The organism is Methylocaldum sp. GT1TLB, assembly GCF_051027445.1.
In the GTDB taxonomy this organism is placed as follows: domain Bacteria; phylum Pseudomonadota; class Gammaproteobacteria; order Methylococcales; family Methylococcaceae; genus Methylocaldum.
Genome location: NZ_CP194898.1, coordinates 736,707 through 752,117 on the forward strand (window position 1 = coordinate 736,707; position 15,411 = coordinate 752,117).

Annotated in this window: 13 protein-coding genes; 12 read left to right on the forward strand and 1 reads right to left on the reverse strand. The window is 56.6% G+C overall.

Annotation, left to right across the window (positions count from 1 at the left end):
- The first annotated feature begins 32 nt into the window (after window positions 1-32).
- From truA to ACR2R1_RS03180, 11 genes are all read left to right on the forward strand, one after another.
- The gene (truA, locus tag ACR2R1_RS03130; RefSeq protein ID WP_077729530.1) at window positions 33-848 is read left to right on the forward strand and encodes a tRNA pseudouridine(38-40) synthase TruA; all 816 of its coding nucleotides are present in this window, start codon (window positions 33-35) and stop codon (window positions 846-848) included.
- A complete protein-coding gene (locus ACR2R1_RS03135; protein WP_434112626.1) occupies window positions 845-1,504 on the forward strand; it encodes a phosphoribosylanthranilate isomerase in 660 nt (219 codons plus the stop codon). The genes truA and ACR2R1_RS03135 overlap by 4 nt, the downstream gene beginning before the upstream one ends.
- Window positions 1,479-2,699: a tryptophan synthase subunit beta gene (gene trpB, locus ACR2R1_RS03140; protein WP_434112628.1), complete on the forward strand. Its 1,221-nt coding sequence runs from the start codon at window positions 1,479-1,481 to the stop codon at window positions 2,697-2,699. The genes ACR2R1_RS03135 and trpB overlap by 26 nt, the downstream gene beginning before the upstream one ends.
- Window positions 2,696-3,505 (forward strand): tryptophan synthase subunit alpha, encoded by an 810-nt coding sequence (trpA, locus tag ACR2R1_RS03145; RefSeq protein WP_133715981.1) that lies wholly within the window; start codon window positions 2,696-2,698, stop codon window positions 3,503-3,505. Before trpB ends, trpA begins: the two co-directional genes overlap by 4 nt.
- 8 nt (window positions 3,506-3,513) lie before the next feature.
- A complete protein-coding gene (gene accD, locus ACR2R1_RS03150) occupies window positions 3,514-4,485 on the forward strand; it encodes an acetyl-CoA carboxylase, carboxyltransferase subunit beta (protein ID WP_133715982.1) in 972 nt (323 codons plus the stop codon).
- 3 nt (window positions 4,486-4,488) lie between these two features.
- On the forward strand, window positions 4,489-5,751 hold the full coding sequence (gene folC, locus ACR2R1_RS03155; protein ID WP_133715983.1) for a bifunctional tetrahydrofolate synthase/dihydrofolate synthase: 1,263 nt from the start codon (window positions 4,489-4,491) through the stop codon (window positions 5,749-5,751).
- Window positions 5,752-5,764: 13 nt separating this feature from the next.
- Window positions 5,765-6,859 carry an SPOR domain-containing protein gene (locus ACR2R1_RS03160; protein ID WP_133715984.1) on the forward strand — a complete coding sequence of 365 codons (1,095 nt, stop codon included), beginning with the start codon at window positions 5,765-5,767 and terminating at the stop codon, window positions 6,857-6,859.
- A gap of 78 nt (window positions 6,860-6,937) precedes the next feature.
- A complete protein-coding gene (locus ACR2R1_RS03165; RefSeq protein ID WP_077729523.1) occupies window positions 6,938-7,438 on the forward strand; it encodes a CvpA family protein in 501 nt (166 codons plus the stop codon).
- Between the two features lie 26 nt (window positions 7,439-7,464).
- Window positions 7,465-8,973: an amidophosphoribosyltransferase gene (gene purF / locus ACR2R1_RS03170; protein WP_077729522.1), complete on the forward strand. Its 1,509-nt coding sequence runs from the start codon at window positions 7,465-7,467 to the stop codon at window positions 8,971-8,973.
- A 31-nt stretch (window positions 8,974-9,004) separates the two neighbouring features.
- Window positions 9,005-10,189: an O-succinylhomoserine sulfhydrylase gene (locus ACR2R1_RS03175; protein WP_133715985.1), complete on the forward strand. Its 1,185-nt coding sequence runs from the start codon at window positions 9,005-9,007 to the stop codon at window positions 10,187-10,189.
- Window positions 10,190-10,251: 62 nt separating this feature from the next.
- Window positions 10,252-11,586, forward strand: coding sequence for a UDP-glucose dehydrogenase family protein (locus ACR2R1_RS03180; RefSeq protein WP_434112630.1), 1,335 nt, complete (start codon window positions 10,252-10,254; stop codon window positions 11,584-11,586).
- 42 nt (window positions 11,587-11,628) lie between these two features.
- Here the strand turns inward: ACR2R1_RS03180 and ACR2R1_RS03185 are convergent, their stop codons facing one another.
- Window positions 11,629-12,555: a histone deacetylase family protein gene (locus ACR2R1_RS03185; RefSeq protein WP_086134821.1), complete on the reverse strand. Its 927-nt coding sequence runs from the start codon at window positions 12,553-12,555 to the stop codon at window positions 11,629-11,631.
- 231 nt (window positions 12,556-12,786) lie between these two features.
- On the opposite strand from ACR2R1_RS03185, the gene acnB reads away from it, so the two are divergent.
- Window positions 12,787-15,363 (forward strand): bifunctional aconitate hydratase 2/2-methylisocitrate dehydratase, encoded by a 2,577-nt coding sequence (acnB, locus tag ACR2R1_RS03190; protein ID WP_434112632.1) that lies wholly within the window; start codon window positions 12,787-12,789, stop codon window positions 15,361-15,363.
- Window positions 15,364-15,411 lie beyond the last annotated feature (48 nt).

The window sequence follows — 15,411 nt, forward strand, 5'->3', positions numbered from 1 at the left end:
GTTATCTTGTTAAACAAATAATTTCTAAAACGATGCGTATCGCCTTGGGTATCGAGTATGACGGTCAAGCCTTCTCCGGTTGGCAATGGCAAAAGGGGAAGCTTACCGTCCAGGGCGCGGTCGAAGACGCTCTAAGCCGCGTTGCGGCCGAGTCGATTCGCGTCATCTGTGCTGGCCGGACGGATGCGGGCGTGCATGCCTTGGAGCAAGTCGTCCATTTCGATACCAAGGTGTACCGTAAGCCGTATTCCTGGCTGATGGGGACTAATACGGCGCTTCCCGAAGACGTGCGTATCCTCTGGGTTCAAGAGACTCCGGAGGACTTCCATGCGCGCTACAGCGCCATCGCTCGATTCTATCGGTATGTCATCCTGAATCGCCCGATGAAGTCCGCGCTCTTCAGACGACAACTCACCTGGCATTTTCATCCGCTCAATGAGAAAGCCATGCAGGAGGCGGCAAACAATCTGATCGGGGAACATGATTTTTCCTCGTTCCGAGCCCAGGACTGCCAATCCAAGAGTCCCATGCGCCGGATGCATTTCATCCACGTGCGGCGGGAGAATGACAGGGTTATCATCGAGCTGTGCGCCAATGCTTTCCTGCATCATATGGTTCGGAATATCGTAGGCGTCTTGATGGAGGTTGGATCGGGCAAGCAGCGCCCGGATTGGGCGGCCGAGGTTCTCGGGGCCCGAGACCGAAAGTGCGCCGGTGTTACGGCGCCGGCCGACGGGTTATACTTAGGCGGTGTTTATTACCCTCCCCATTTCGGTTTACCCCGTCATCCGATATTCGATTATCTGCCGGAAGACGCCAGTCGTTATACTCCTTCGGAAAGCGAGTGAAATTTCCGTATCCCTTCCGTAGAACTCGCGTTAAAATCTGCGGCTTCACCCGCCCGGACGACGCCTTGATAGCTGTTCAACTGGGCGCCGACGCCGTCGGTTTGGTTTTTTATCCGCCAAGTCCACGAAATCTCGACGTCGAGACGGCGCAAAGCATCGTGTCTGCTTTGCCGCCATTCGTCACGGTGGTCGGGTTGTTCGTCGATGAAGACGAGGTTGTCGTCCGCGAGATTTTGCAACAGGTACGTATCGATCTGATTCAGTTTCACGGTGATGAAAGCCCGGATTACTGCCGCCGTTTCGGAAAACCCTATATCAAGGCCGTAAGGATGCGGTCGGAAACAGATCTGACGACAATTGTGGATACTTATCCGGATGCTGCAGGTTTTCTGTTGGACGCATGGCATTCGGATGCCAAGGGGGGGACCGGTCATCGCTTCGACTGGGACTTGATTCCGAAGGAACTCCGCCGATCGGTGATCTTGGCCGGAGGGCTTGCTCCTGATAACGTCGTGGAAGCCTTGCGGACGGTGCAGCCTTATGCCGTCGACGTATCCAGCGGTGTAGAAGCAGGCAAGGGCATCAAGGATGCCGATAAAATGGCGGCGTTTCTAGAACAGGTACACGAATATGACCATAGAGTACACATCGACTGAATCGTACAACCTGCCCGACGAGCGGGGCCACTTCGGGCCCTATGGCGGCGTATTCGTTGCCGAAACCTTGATGTATCCGATTCAGGAGTTGAGGGACGCGTATTATCGCTACATGAAAGATCCCGAGTTCCTTGCGGAATTAGATTACGATCTCAAGCATTACGTGGGGCGCCCTTCGCCGATCTATTACGCCGAGCGCCTTAGTTCGATGCTGGGCGGCGCGCAAGTTTTCTTCAAACGCGAGGATCTCAATCACACCGGCGCCCATAAGGTCAACAATACCGTAGGACAAGCTTTGCTCGCCAAACGTATGGGCAAACAGCGCGTTATAGCCGAGACCGGCGCCGGACAGCACGGCGTGGCTACCGCTACAGTCGCCGCCCGCTTGGGAATGGAGTGCGTGGTTTATATGGGGGCTGTCGACGTCGAGCGCCAGGCCCTCAATGTGTTCCGCATGAAGTTGCTCGGCGCGACCGTGGTGCCGGTGGAATCCGGTTCGAAAACCCTAAAGGACGCGCTCAACGAGGCCATGCGCGATTGGGTTACGAATGTGGACAATACCTTTTATATCATCGGCACAGTGGCCGGTCCTCATCCTTATCCGGCCATGGTTCGCGATTTTCAGGCGGTCATAGGCCGCGAAGCCAGACAGCAGATGAAGGAACTCACCGGTAGCTTGCCGGACGCGCTGGTAGCTTGCGTCGGAGGCGGTTCGAACGCCATAGGCCTGTTCTATCCCTTCATAGACGAACACGGCGTATCGATGTACGGTGTCGAGGCGGCGGGCGAGGGCATTGCGACCGGTCGCCACTCGGCTCCTCTGAGCGCCGGCAAACCAGGCGTTCTGCACGGCAATCGCACCTATCTCATGGAGGACGAGGATGGCGAGATCATCGAAACCCATTCGATTTCAGCCGGCCTCGATTACCCCGGCGTGGGTCCGGAGCATTCCTGGTTAAAGGACAGCGGTCGGGCCGCATACGTCAGCATCACCGATGACGAGGCGATGGAGGCCTTTCACACGCTGACCCGGATCGAAGGCATCATTCCGGCGCTGGAATCCAGCCACGCCGTGGCTTACGCCATGAAGCTCGCGCCCACCATGAGCAAGGATCGAAAAATCCTGGTCAACCTATCGGGACGCGGGGACAAAGACATCAACACCATTGCAAGGCGCGAAGGAATTACCCTGTGAGCCGTTTGACCGCCAAGTTCCAGACTTTAAAAGAAGCCAACCGGAAAGCTCTCATTCCTTTCATCACGGCGGGCGATCCCCATCCGGATTTCACGGTTCCGGCGATGCACGCGATGGTGGAGGCCGGGGCCGACATCATCGAACTGGGCGTGCCTTTCTCCGATCCGATGGCGGATGGTCCGGTCATCCAAAAGGCCAGCGAGCGAGCTCTTCTGCACAAGATGAGCCTTCGCCGCGTGCTGGACATGGTAGAAAAGTTCCGTTCGAACGATAGCGAGACTCCTGTCGTTCTCATGGGGTATCTCAACCCGGTCGAGTGCATGGGGTACCGCGCGTTCGTCGACAGGGCCAGGAGCGCTGGCGTCGACGGCGTTCTTACCGTGGACATGCCTCCCGAAGAATCGTCCGACCTGTTGTCGCTTTTGGAGCAAGCCGGTATCGATCCGATCTTTTTGCTCGCCCCCAACAGTACCGATGAGCGGATACGCAAGATGGGCCAGTTGGGGCGGGGCTATTTGTATTACGTCTCTCTGAAAGGTGTCACCGGCGCCTCGCATTTGGATTTGAGCGATGTCCAGCGTAAGCTTTCCGAAATTCGCGCGCTGACGGATCTGCCGCTGGGCGTCGGGTTCGGCGTCAAGAACTCCGAGATCGCTGCCACGATCTCCAAGTTTGCCGACGCGGTGGTAGTGGGCAGTGCGCTAGTCGAGAAAATCGAGGTTGCACGGGGCGATTCCGGGCGAGCGCTCAACGATATCGTCGATCTGTTGAAATCCATGCGTACCGCGATGGACGCATCTTTTTAGCGAGAGTCATCACCTTGAGCTGGTTTCACAAATTAGTACCTTCGAAAATCCGCACGGAAGCGTCTACGAAAAGCGCGATCCCCGAAGGCTTGTGGAGCAAATGTCCGGCCTGCAACGCAATTCTGTACCGGTCGGAAGTCGAACGGAATCTGGAGGTTTGCCCGAAGTGCGGCCATCACATGCGCATCAGCGGGCGCAAGCGCCTGCATCTGTTTCTCGACCCCGGCAATCGCCTGGAAATCGGCGAAGGACTTACGCCCGTCGATCCGCTTAAGTTCAAAGACAGCAAGAAGTACAAGGATCGCTTGGTTCAGGCGCAAAAAGCCACCGGCGAAAAGGACGCGCTGATCGTCGTCGCCGGTCAGCTCCAAGGCCGGCCATTAGTCGCTGCCGCATTCAATTTCGAATTCATGGGCGGTTCCATGGGGTCGGTCGTGGGAGAGCGCTTCGTGCGGGGCGTCAATCACTGCCTGGAGCAGGGAATTCCATTGGTCGTCTTCAGCGCCAGCGGCGGCGCCCGTATGCAGGAATCCTTGTTGTCCCTGTTTCAAATGGCGAAAACCAGCGCTGCCTTGGCGCGGTTGGCCGATGCGGGCATTCCTTTCATTTCCGTGATGACCGATCCGACGATGGGAGGCGTATCAGCCAGTTTGGCCATGCTGGGCGACATCAACATCGGTGAGCCGGGCGCTCTGATCGGGTTTGCGGGACCTCGTGTGATCGAACAGACGGTTCGCGAAAAGCTGCCGGAAGGATTTCAGAGAAGCGAGTTTTTGCTCAATCACGGCGCTCTGGACATGATCGTCGATCGTCGGGAGATGCGCGAAAAAATCGCGTCCCTGTTGTCGATACTGGCCTTTGAAAAGCCGGCTGCCGCCAGTATCGAGGCGGTCGTCGTCGAAAAGCGCGCCGAAAGACCCGAAATGCTTGCCGCGGCTTATACCTCTCTTTCTGCCGAAGAACTTACGGGCAACGAATAGTTCATGCGTTTCAAAACGCTGGCTGATTGGCTGGCCTGGCAGGAGACCCTGCACCCGAAGTCTATCGACCTCGGCTTGTCCCGCGTCAAAATGGTCCATGGACGGCTTGGTCGTCGCGAAAAGCCGCCTTTCACCATCACCGTCGGCGGCACAAACGGAAAAGGCTCATGTGTAGCGATGCTGGACGCGATTTTACGCCAGGAGGGCTACCGGGTCGGCACATATACGTCGCCGCATCTTCTACGCTATAACGAGCGAATCCGTATTGACGGGGAACCCGTCAGCGACGACCGGATTTGCGACGCGTTCGAGCGTATTGAACGGGTGCGCGACGAGACGACTCTCAGTTTCTTCGAGTTCGGCACCTTGGCGGCGCTCGATATCTTCGCTACCGCCGATCTGGACGTACAAGTGCTCGAAGTCGGTTTGGGCGGTCGTCTGGACGCCGTCAATATCATCGACGCGGATGCGGCCCTGATTGCCAGCATCGACCTCGATCACCAGGATTGGTTGGGTGATACCCGCACGGCCATAGGGCTGGAGAAAGCCGGTATTTTTCGACCCGGCAGACCCGCGGTCATCGGAGACAGCGAAGTGCCGGAGGCCGTGGTCCGATATGCCGAGGAGGGTGGCGTGCCGCTTTCGTATGCGGGGCGGCATTTTATCTATGAGGTGTCCGGCGACGGATGGAACTGGCTGGGGCGAAACACCCAGCTGGCCGATTTGCCGTTTCCGGCGCTCCAAGGTAGTCACCAATTGATCAATGCTTCGGCTGTGTTGGAAGTCTTGCAGAGGATCGAAACCCACATGCCCGTATCAGCGGCGGCCGTTCGGAATGGGTTGAGAAATGTCACTTTGGCCGGACGGTTTCAGTACATCCCTGGAAGTGTTCCTGTATTATTGGACGTGGCGCACAATCCTCAGGCGGTGAGGGTATTGGCGGAATATCTGGGCTCCCGGTTTGGCGGGAAAACCATACATGCAGTCTTCGCCGTTATGCGCGACAAGGACGTTCTCGGGATTATCACTAACATAAAAGACCTGGTCGAGCATTGGTATTTGGCTCCCCTCAAAATGCCCCGGGCAGCGACTGCCGATCAACTTTTAGCTATTTTCGACAGTCTTGGCGTTTCAGCAGTCCGGTCTGGGTTCGCCGATGCTGCAGCGGCATTCGGTGCCGCCAAACAGGACGCCGAAAACGATCACCTCGTGCTCGTGTTTGGCTCATTCTTTCTAGTTTCCGAGTATTTGGCTCAAATGAGCTGAGTCCGAGGTATTCATGGATCAGCAACTGAAACAACGTCTCATCGGCGCTATCATCATTGTTTCTCTGGTAGTTATTTTCGTGCCCATGCTGTTCGAGGAACGGCAGGACGATCTAAGCGCTGCCGGCTCCGGCGAGATTCCGGCACTTCCCAAAGAGGTTGAAGCCAAGGCCATCGAGCTGCCGAACTCGGCAGCCGATGTTGCTCCGTCGGAGGAGAGCGAAAGCACTAGTACGGGTTATCGGATAATCCCCTTGACCGATGGCGATTCGACCGCCGCGGAAAGCGAGCAGTCCGCTTCTGCCGAGTCCGGCGAAAAGCCCGAAAATCGGGCGGCTTCTATAGCGGATAGTGAACCGACGGTTGCCGATGAGGATGTTTTGAAAGCCACGGGCGATGCGCAAACTAGTCGCGCAGCCGATCCCGCTGAATCGGACAAAGCGCAAGTGGCTAAAACCGATGAACCGGCAAAAGCCGCCGGAGTTAGCAAATCAAAACAGGCTCTCGCCAGAAAAAGCAAACTCGAGCCGACAACCCTGACGGTCAATTCGGAAGAGGGCGCCGTTGATACGATGCCGCCGGAGCAGCCCGCCGCACTGCCTAAGGCGAAACCAAAAGCCCCGCCCGCGAAACCGATCGAAAAAGGATCGAAGAAGTCCGAGACGACAAGAGCTGCCGAATCGGCTAAATCTGCGTCGTCTCCGGTGAGTCCCCAAAAACCGGCGCAGATCAAGCCTTCATTGGATAATTCGAAGGCGGTACCGTCCGAAGCGGTTTCAAAAGCTCCTGAAATCCCATCGAAACCAGCCGTTGGAGGTGGGGGAGCGAAGCTTCCTGAGCCGCCAATTCCCGCACCGGAGGCATCCGATGACTTGGCGGCATGGGTAGTCCAAACCGGTAGTTTTACCACCGAGGGCAATGCGCGGTCACTGGCCGATAAGCTGCGAAAATCGAACTTTCCCGCATTTGTGGAGGTCGTTAACAACGCCGGAACCTCGGTCTACCGCGTTCAGGTAGGTCCCGAGTTGAACCGGACACGGGCAGAGCAGATACAGAAGCAGATTGAGAATACTATCGGTATCAAGGGTATCGTGGTTCCGCATCCGTGATCGCTGGCATTCCCGGATACCGGATTTCTGACCAGACGATTATCAATACGACAGTGCTATCGTCGGCGAGAGTACGACATGTCTAATCTGGTTTGGGTCGATTATTGTATTGCCGGAATCATTGGTTTATCAGCCCTCATCGGGCTGTTGCGCGGTCTTATTCGCGAAGTGTTTTCACTCTGTGCATGGGTTGCGGCAGCGTGGATCGGTTTGCAATTCAGCCGTGATTTTTCGGTTTATCTCGATTCCGTCATTTCCCTTCCCTCCGCCCGGATGGCTGCATCGTTTGGGATACTCTTTTTAGCCAGTTTGATATTGGCCAGCCTGGTTACTTTTTTGCTGCACATGCTGGTGAAAAGTACCGGGTTGACGGGGACCGATCGTCTTGCCGGAATGGTATTCGGTATCGGCCGCGGAGTCGTCATCGTTTCAGTGCTGGTTCTTTTGGCCGGAGCGACACCTCTTCCGGCAGACCCTTGGTGGAAAGAATCTGCCTTGATTCCGCCATTTCAGTCGTTAGCTTTATGGCTTCGCGACCAACTTCCGTCGGACTTCGGCAGTTATGTCAAATTTCGATGATTTTTCATTGTTAAGTGAGTTGACCTATGTGTGGTATTGCCGGCATCGTTTCCAGTGACGAAGTCAATCAGGAGCTGTATGAAGCCCTGACCGTATTGCAGCATCGGGGACAGGATGCCGCGGGTATCGTCACCTGCGAACACGATCGCTTTAACTTGCGCAAGGACAGCGGTTTGGTACGGGACGTATTTCATACTCGCCACATGGTGAACCTCAGGGGAAAGATGGGCATCGCCCACGTCCGTTATCCCACCGCCGGTTGCACGAGCTCGGCCGAAGCCCAGCCGTTTTACGTCAATTCTCCTTACGGCATCAGTCTGGCGCATAACGGTAATCTGACCAATGCCGAGGTGCTGAAGGAAGATCTGTTCGCCCAAGATCAACGACACATCAACACCGATTCCGACTCCGAGGTTCTCCTTAACGTCTTTGCTCATGAACTCCAGGAACTGGGGAAACTTCGGGTCGGCCCCGAAGATGTGTTCCGTGCCGTGGCGGCCGTACACCAGCGCTGCCGGGGCGCTTACTCGGTGGTGGCGATGATCACCGGTTTCGGTATCATCGGTTTCCGGGACCCTTACGGCATTCGCCCCTTGGTGTTCGGCGAACGCAAGACCGCCAAGGGCACCGACTACATGATCGCATCGGAGAGCGTCGCCCTGGACGTGTTGGGATTCAAGTTGATTAGGGATGTGCAGCCTGGCGAGGCCGTGATCATCGAAAAAAACGGTACGCTACATACGCGCCGATGCGCCGAAAAAGTGCTTTATTCGCCGTGCATATTCGAATTCGTTTACTTCGCACGCCCCGACTCCATCATCGACAATATCTCGGTCTACAAGGCCCGGCTTCGCATGGGCGATAAACTGGCCGAGAAAATTATGCGGCTGCGCCCGGATCACGACATCGATGTCGTGATCCCCATTCCGGATACGAGCCGGACTGCGGCGTTGCAGCTCGCCAACCGGCTGGGCGTGAAATACCGGGAGGGCTTTATCAAGAATCGCTACATCGGACGTACGTTCATCATGCCCGGACAACAGCTTCGCAAGAAGTCGGTCAGACAGAAACTGAACGCGATCGACCTCGAATTCAAGGACAAGAACGTTTTGCTGGTCGACGATTCAATCGTCCGAGGCACTACGTCCATGCAAATCATTCAAATGGCGCGGGATGCCGGAGCGCGCAAAGTTTACTTCGCGTCCGCGTCTCCGCCGGTACGCTATCCTAATGTATACGGCATCGACATGCCTGCGGCGCATGAATTGATCGCCCATGGGCGCAGCGAACAGGAGGTGCAGGATGAGCTTGGCGCGGATTGGTTGATTTATCAGGACTTGAGCGATTTGATCGAGGCCGTGCAGAGAGGAAATCCTTCCATCGGGCGGTTTGACACATCGTGTTTCAACGATGACTATGTCACCGGGGATATCAATCAGGAATACCTCGATCGGCTCAGCAAGCACCGTAACGATCAGTCCAAGGCCAGACGCTCGGCCGATGGTTCGATCATCGAGTTGCACAACGCGGGCTAGTATCACGGACGCTTTTTGCGAGGTAGACCACATGACCGATTGGGAATGGCAGCAGTATGCCATCGAAACTCAGGCGATACGCGCCGGGCAGCGACGGACGTCCGAACAGGAACATTCCGATCCGATCTTTGCGACGTCCAGTTACGTGTTCGACAGCGCCGAGGATGCCGCCGCGAGGTTTTCCGGTAAGATTCCCGGCAATATCTATTCGCGCTTCACCAATCCCACCGTTCGAGCTTTCGAGGAACGGCTCGCCGCCCTGGAAAGCGGAGAACGCTGCATTGCGGTAGCTTCGGGAATGGCCGCTATCGCTACGACGGCCTTCGGATTGTTAAAGGCCGGAGACCATGTCGTATGCTCCCGGAGCGTGTTCGGCAACACAGTTCTGCTGTTCCAGAATTACCTGAGCAAATTCGGCGTCACGACCACTTTCGTGGATATGACCGATTATGCGGCCTGGGAAACAGCCGTCAGGCCCGAAACGCGCTTTCTTTTTCTCGAGACTCCCTCAAATCCGCTGACCGAAATTGCGGATATTCATCGCATTGCAACGATAGCCAGGCAGAATGGGAGCCTTCTGGTGGTCGATAACTGTTTCTGTACGCCCGCTTTGCAGAAGCCTCTGGATTTGGGAGCGGATATCGTCGTTCATTCGGCAACCAAGTACCTGGACGGGCAGGGGAGATGCGTCGGAGGCGCGATCGTCGGCCGGCAGGAGTTATTGGATAAGGAAATCTATCCCTTTCTAAGGACGGGTGGCCCTTCCATGAGTCCGTTCAATGCCTGGGTATTTCTCAAGGGGCTGGAAACCTTGGCGATACGCATGCGCGCGCATAGCGAGAATGCCCTGAATCTTGCGGAGTGGCTGGAAGCCCAGTCTTGGGTCAAGCGCGTGTATTATCCGGGACTGCCGTCCCACCCCCAACATGAGTTAGCCGTGCGGCAACAATTTGCGGGCGGCGGCATCGTGAGTTTCGAGGTCGAAGGGGGCCGGGAAGGGGCCTGGAACCTGATCGACTCGACCCGCCTGCTATCCATCACTGCGAATCTAGGGGATGTCAAAACGACCATCACCCATCCCGCAACCACGACTCATGGCAGGCTGAGCGAGAACGAACGTGCCGCTGCCGGTATCAGCGAGGGTTTGGTCCGTATCGCCGTGGGGCTTGAAAATATCGATGACATCAGGCGCGATTTGCTTCGCGCCTTTGCATAAGATCGGAGTGGTCGTATCGACCTCCGCGTGCAGAATCTCATTCGTAACAAAAAGGAACAGTCATGAAAGTCACCGTCTTTGGTTCGGGTTATGTCGGCCTCGTTACCGGAGCCTGTCTGGCCGAGGTAGGCAATGAGGTGGTATGCGTAGATATCGACGAGGGCAAGATTGCCCGGCTCAATCAAGGCGAGGTTCCGATTTACGAGCCTGGTCTGGATAGCATCATCGAACGCAACATGGCCGCGAAACGTCTGCATTTCACCACCGATGTGGACCTGGCGGTTCAGCATGGTTTATTCCAGTTCATCGCAGTCGGCACGCCTCCCGACGAGGATGGGTCGGCCGACCTGCAATATGTGTTGGCCGTCGCGCGCAGCATTGGCGAACGCATGGAGGATTATCGCGTTGTAGTCAACAAGTCGACCGTGCCCGTCGGCACGGCGGATAAAGTCCGCCAGGCGATAAATACGGTGCTCAACGACCGGCAGAAGCCATGTGAATTCGATGTGGTTTCAAATCCGGAATTCCTGAAAGAGGGGGCGGCCATCGAGGATTTCATGAAGCCGGATCGTATCGTGGTGGGCACCGACAATCCCCGCACTACCGAACTTCTACGGGCTTTGTACGGGCCATTCAATCGCAATCACGACCGCCTGGTCTGCATGGATATCCGCTCGGCCGAGCTGACCAAGTACGCGGCCAATGCCATGCTGGCGACGAAAATCAGCTTCATGAACGAATTGGCGAATCTCGCCGAATGTCTGGGCGCGGATATCGAGAAGGTGAGGGTGGGCATCGGGTCCGATCCGCGGATCGGTTACCACTTCATTTATCCCGGCTGCGGATACGGCGGTTCGTGCTTCCCGAAAGACGTTAAAGCACTCGAGCGCACCGCGCGGGACGTCGGATATCAGGCCCAGTTGCTGCGGGCGGTCGAGGATGTCAATGACCGGCAGAAACTGAGACTTTACGAAAAAGTTAAGGATTATTTTAAGGACGATCTAAAAGGAAAGACACTCGCTCTCTGGGGGTTGGCATTCAAGCCGAATACGGACGACATGCGCGAAGCTTCCAGCCGGGTGATCATCGAAGCCCTTTGGGAGGCGGGCGCCAAGGTACAAGCGTTCGATCCGGTCGCGACGCACGAAGCCGGGCGATTATATGGGCATAGGTCCGATCTCGCGCTTTGCGACAGCCCCGAAGCTACCTTGAAAGGTGCTGACGGCTTGATTATCGTCACCGAATGGAATGTATTCCGCAGCCCCGACTTTGATACGATCAAGGCCGAACTGTCGCATCCCGTCATCTTCGACGGTCGGAATCTTTATGATCCGGCCCGGATGAAAATGATGGGATTTGATTATTTCGGCATTGGGCGGGGCGCGTCCTTAGCCTGATTCGAATAGCGGGGGCGCTCGGCGCCCCCTCTTTTCCAGCCATCAGCTCTTCATCAGCGCACGTACATGCGCGGCCACACTCTTTCCTAAAGCCTCCAGGTTGTATCCACCTTCCAAAACGGATACCAGTCGGCCTCGTGCGTGTTCTTTCGCCAATTTCACCAGTTCCGAAGTTACCCAAGCATAATCGTCCTCGACCAAATTCAGATCGGCCAGGGGATCGTCCCGATGGGCATCGAAGCCGGCGGAAATCAAGACAAGCTCCGGCGTAAAACGATTGATAGCGGGCAGAATCTTGTCCGCCACGGCCAAGCGAAATTCATGGGACCCGCTGCCGGCTGCCAGAGGCACATTGATCATATTGCCCGCACCGGTTTCGCCGGACCTCCCGGTCCCGGGATACCAAGGGAACTGGTGAGTCGATGCATATAAGACGTCCTTATTCGTTTCGAATGCTCGTTGGGTACCGTTTCCATGGTGCACGTCGAAATCCATGATGGCGACCCGTTCGATTCCATGGTGTTTGCGGGCATATTCGGCGGCAATGGCGATATTGTTGAACAAGCAGAACCCCATGGCCGCGTCGGGTTCGGCATGATGTCCCGGCGGCCGGACAGCGCAGAAAGCGTTCGTGGACTCCTTGGCAAAAACGGCATCCACCGCGGCACATGCGGCACCTACGGCATGCAAAGCCGCTTCGCCCGAACCGGGCGACACGACCGTATCGCCATCGAGGTAAGCAAAACCCAGTTTGGGCACGGCTCCCAAGACGTAATCGATGTGCCGATCGGTGTGGATTAAACGAATCTGTTCGCGGGTACCGCGCGGCGCTTCCCGTCGATCGAGACCGGAGAAATCGGGTCGACTAAGTGCGCGCTCGATCGAACGCAAGCGCTCCGCGTTTTCCGGATGCCCAAGGCCGGTGTCGTGTTCCAAGAAACTCCGATGACTGAAGCAAATCGTAGTCATGACGAGCATCCGGCGTGATAAACGTATGAGTGATCCATATAATACCCGAGTATTGCCGTTGGAATAGAACCGATACCGTTTGATGATTGATCGTTCCCCGGTATTTGGACCAATGATCGATGACTCGTTCTCGGGAATGGAAAACGGCGGTCGTTTTATACGACAAATGAAACCGTTTCGAATCGTGCGTGGGGCTCGAGTCGAACAGAATTGCAAACTTTAGGGGAAACCATGCTGGAAGAATATCGCAGACACGTTGCCGAGCGAGCGGCACAAGGGCTTGTGCCGAAACCTCTGAGCGCGGAAATGACCACGGCTCTGATATCGCTCATCAAAAATCCGCCTCGAGGCGAGGAAGAATTCTTGCTCGACCTGTTGACCAACCGCGTGCCGGCAGGCGTGGACGAAGCGGCCTACGTCAAGGCAGGTTTTCTGGCAGCTGTCGCGAAAGGCGAGACCGTATCGCCGATATTGGATCCGCGCCTTGCGACCGAGCTTCTCGGCACTATGCTGGGCGGCTACAACGTAGCCCCGCTGATCGAACTGCTCGACCATCCGGCGTTGGGAACGCTGGCCGCAAAGGGCTTGTCGCATACCTTGCTGATGTTCGATGCGTTCCACGATGTTTGCGAGAAGGCCCAAGCCGGCAATGCGAACGCACAGGCGGTCATGCGGGCTTGGGCCGAAGCCGAATGGTTCACGAGCCGGCCGAAGGTGCCTGACGTCATTACGGTGACCGTATTCAAGGTGCCGGGTGAGATCAACACCGACGATTTGTCGCCCGCCCAGGATGCTTGGTCGCGGCCCGATATTCCGCTGCACGCCAAAGCCATGCTGAAAATGCCGCGCGAAGGCGTCACCGATGCCGAGGCACAGATAGCGGAACTCAAGACAAAAGGCTGGCCGGTCGCATTCGTGGGCGACGTCGTAGGTACGGGTTCTTCTCGGAAATCCGCGACCAACTCGGTGCTGTGGTATATCGGCGAGAATATTCCATGTGTTCCGAACAAACGGGCGGGAGGCATGTGCATCGGAGGAAAGATCGCTCCCATCTTCTTCAACACCATGGAAGATTCCGGTGCCCTGCCTATCGAGTGCGATGTCTCGAACTTGCATACCGGCGACGTTATCGACGTCTACCCTTACAAAGGCGAGATCAAGCGCCACGATACCGGCGAGCTGCTTTGCACTTTCGCCTTGAAGAACGATATTCTGCTGGACGAGGTGCAGGCCGGGGGGAGGATCTCGCTCATCATCGGACGCGGCCTTACCGATCGTGCCCGCAAGGCACTGGGTCTCGACATCTCGCCGGTATTCCGACGTCCGGAATCTAAACTGGACAGCGGCAAGGGATATACCCTCGCCCAAAAGATGGTCGGAAAAGCCTGCGGGGTAAAGGGTGTACGTCCCGGCACCTACTGCGAGCCTCATATGACGACGGTAGGATCTCAAGACACTACGGGCCCGATGACGCGCGACGAGCTCAAGGATTTAGCTTGCTTGGGGTTTTCTGCAGATTTGGTGATGCAGTCCTTCTGTCACACGGCGGCCTATCCCAAGCCCGTAGACATCGATGTCCACCACACTTTGCCCGATTTCATCATGAATCGCGGCGGCGTGTCGCTTCGTCCCGGCGACGGCATCATCCATTCATGGCTCAACCGCATGCTGATTCCGGATACCGTCGGAACCGGCGGCGATTCGCATACCCGCTTCCCTATCGGGATATCGTTTCCCGCGGGTTCCGGCCTGGTCGCTTTCGCTGCCGCCACCGGTGTGATGCCTTTGGACATGCCGGAATCGGTACTGGTCAGGTTCAAGGGCGAAATGCAGCCGGGCATCACGCTCAGGGACCTGGTGCATGCCATTCCTTATGCGGCGATGCAGCGCGGGCTTTTGACTCTCGAGAAAAAGGGCAAGAAGAACGTTTTTTCAGGACGCATCTTGGAAATCGAAGGACTGCCGACTCTAAAGGTAGAGCAGGCATTCGAGCTGGCGGATGCTTCCGCCGAGCGGTCCGCCGCCGCCTGTACCGTACGCCTGAACAAAGAGCCGATTGAGGAATATTTGCGGTCCAATATCGTTTTGCTCAAATGGATGATCGAGCAAGGTTATGGCGACGTACGAACCTTAATCCGGCGAATCGCGGCCATGGAGGATTGGCTGGCTGATCCCATGCTCCTGGAGCCCGATGCCGATGCCGAATATCACGAAGTGATCGAGATCGACCTGAGCGAGATTAAAGAGCCGCTCTTGTGTTGCCCGAACGATCCTGACGACGTAAAACCCTTGTCTGCCCTTGCCGGCACCCAGATCGACGAGGTCTTTCTCGGTTCCTGCATGACGAACATCGGCCATTTCCGTGCGGCCGGAAAAATCCTGGAGCACTTCGGGACGCAAGTTCCAGGGCGTTTATGGATCGCTCCGCCGACCCGGATGGATCAGTTGGAATTGACCGAGGAAGGGTATTACGGCATCTACGGCAAAGTGGGCGCTCGGACCGAAATGCCCGGATGTTCATTGTGCATGGGCAATCAGGCACGGGTGGCGGACCATGCCACCGTGGTATCGACCTCGACGCGAAACTTTCCCAATCGGATGGGAGCGGGTGCCAATGTGTTTCTGGCCTCGGCAGAACTCGCGGCCGTATGTTCGAGTTTAGGGCGCATCCCGTCGTACGAAGAATACATGGCTTTCGTTCAGTCCCTGGAAAAGGACGCAACGGATACCTATCGATATCTGAATTTCGATCAGATTCCCGACTACGTCAGAAAGGCGGAACAAGTCGCTTTAGACGCCACGGCTTGAAATGCCAAGTGCGACAGCGCCGCTTGCCGCAACCGACGAGGCATCGGC

Excerpts from the sequence above, each read along its gene's own strand:
- truA (WP_077729530.1), top strand. The coding sequence starts at position 33 with ATGCGTATCGCCTTGGGTATCGAGTATGACGGTCAAGCCTTCTCCGGT.
- trpB (WP_434112628.1), top strand. The coding sequence starts at position 1,479 with ATGACCATAGAGTACACATCGACTGAATCGTACAACCTGCCCGACGAG.
- folC (WP_133715983.1), top strand. The coding sequence starts at position 4,489 with ATGCGTTTCAAAACGCTGGCTGATTGGCTGGCCTGGCAGGAGACCCTG.
- ACR2R1_RS03160 (WP_133715984.1), top strand. The coding sequence starts at position 5,765 with ATGGATCAGCAACTGAAACAACGTCTCATCGGCGCTATCATCATTGTT.
- ACR2R1_RS03165 (WP_077729523.1), top strand. The coding sequence starts at position 6,938 with ATGTCTAATCTGGTTTGGGTCGATTATTGTATTGCCGGAATCATTGGT.
- purF (WP_077729522.1), top strand. The coding sequence starts at position 7,465 with ATGTGTGGTATTGCCGGCATCGTTTCCAGTGACGAAGTCAATCAGGAG.
- ACR2R1_RS03175 (WP_133715985.1), top strand. The coding sequence starts at position 9,005 with ATGACCGATTGGGAATGGCAGCAGTATGCCATCGAAACTCAGGCGATA.
- ACR2R1_RS03180 (WP_434112630.1), top strand. The coding sequence starts at position 10,252 with ATGAAAGTCACCGTCTTTGGTTCGGGTTATGTCGGCCTCGTTACCGGA.
- ACR2R1_RS03185 (WP_086134821.1), bottom strand. The coding sequence starts at position 12,555 with ATGACTACGATTTGCTTCAGTCATCGGAGTTTCTTGGAACACGACACC.
- acnB (WP_434112632.1), top strand. The coding sequence starts at position 12,787 with ATGCTGGAAGAATATCGCAGACACGTTGCCGAGCGAGCGGCACAAGGG.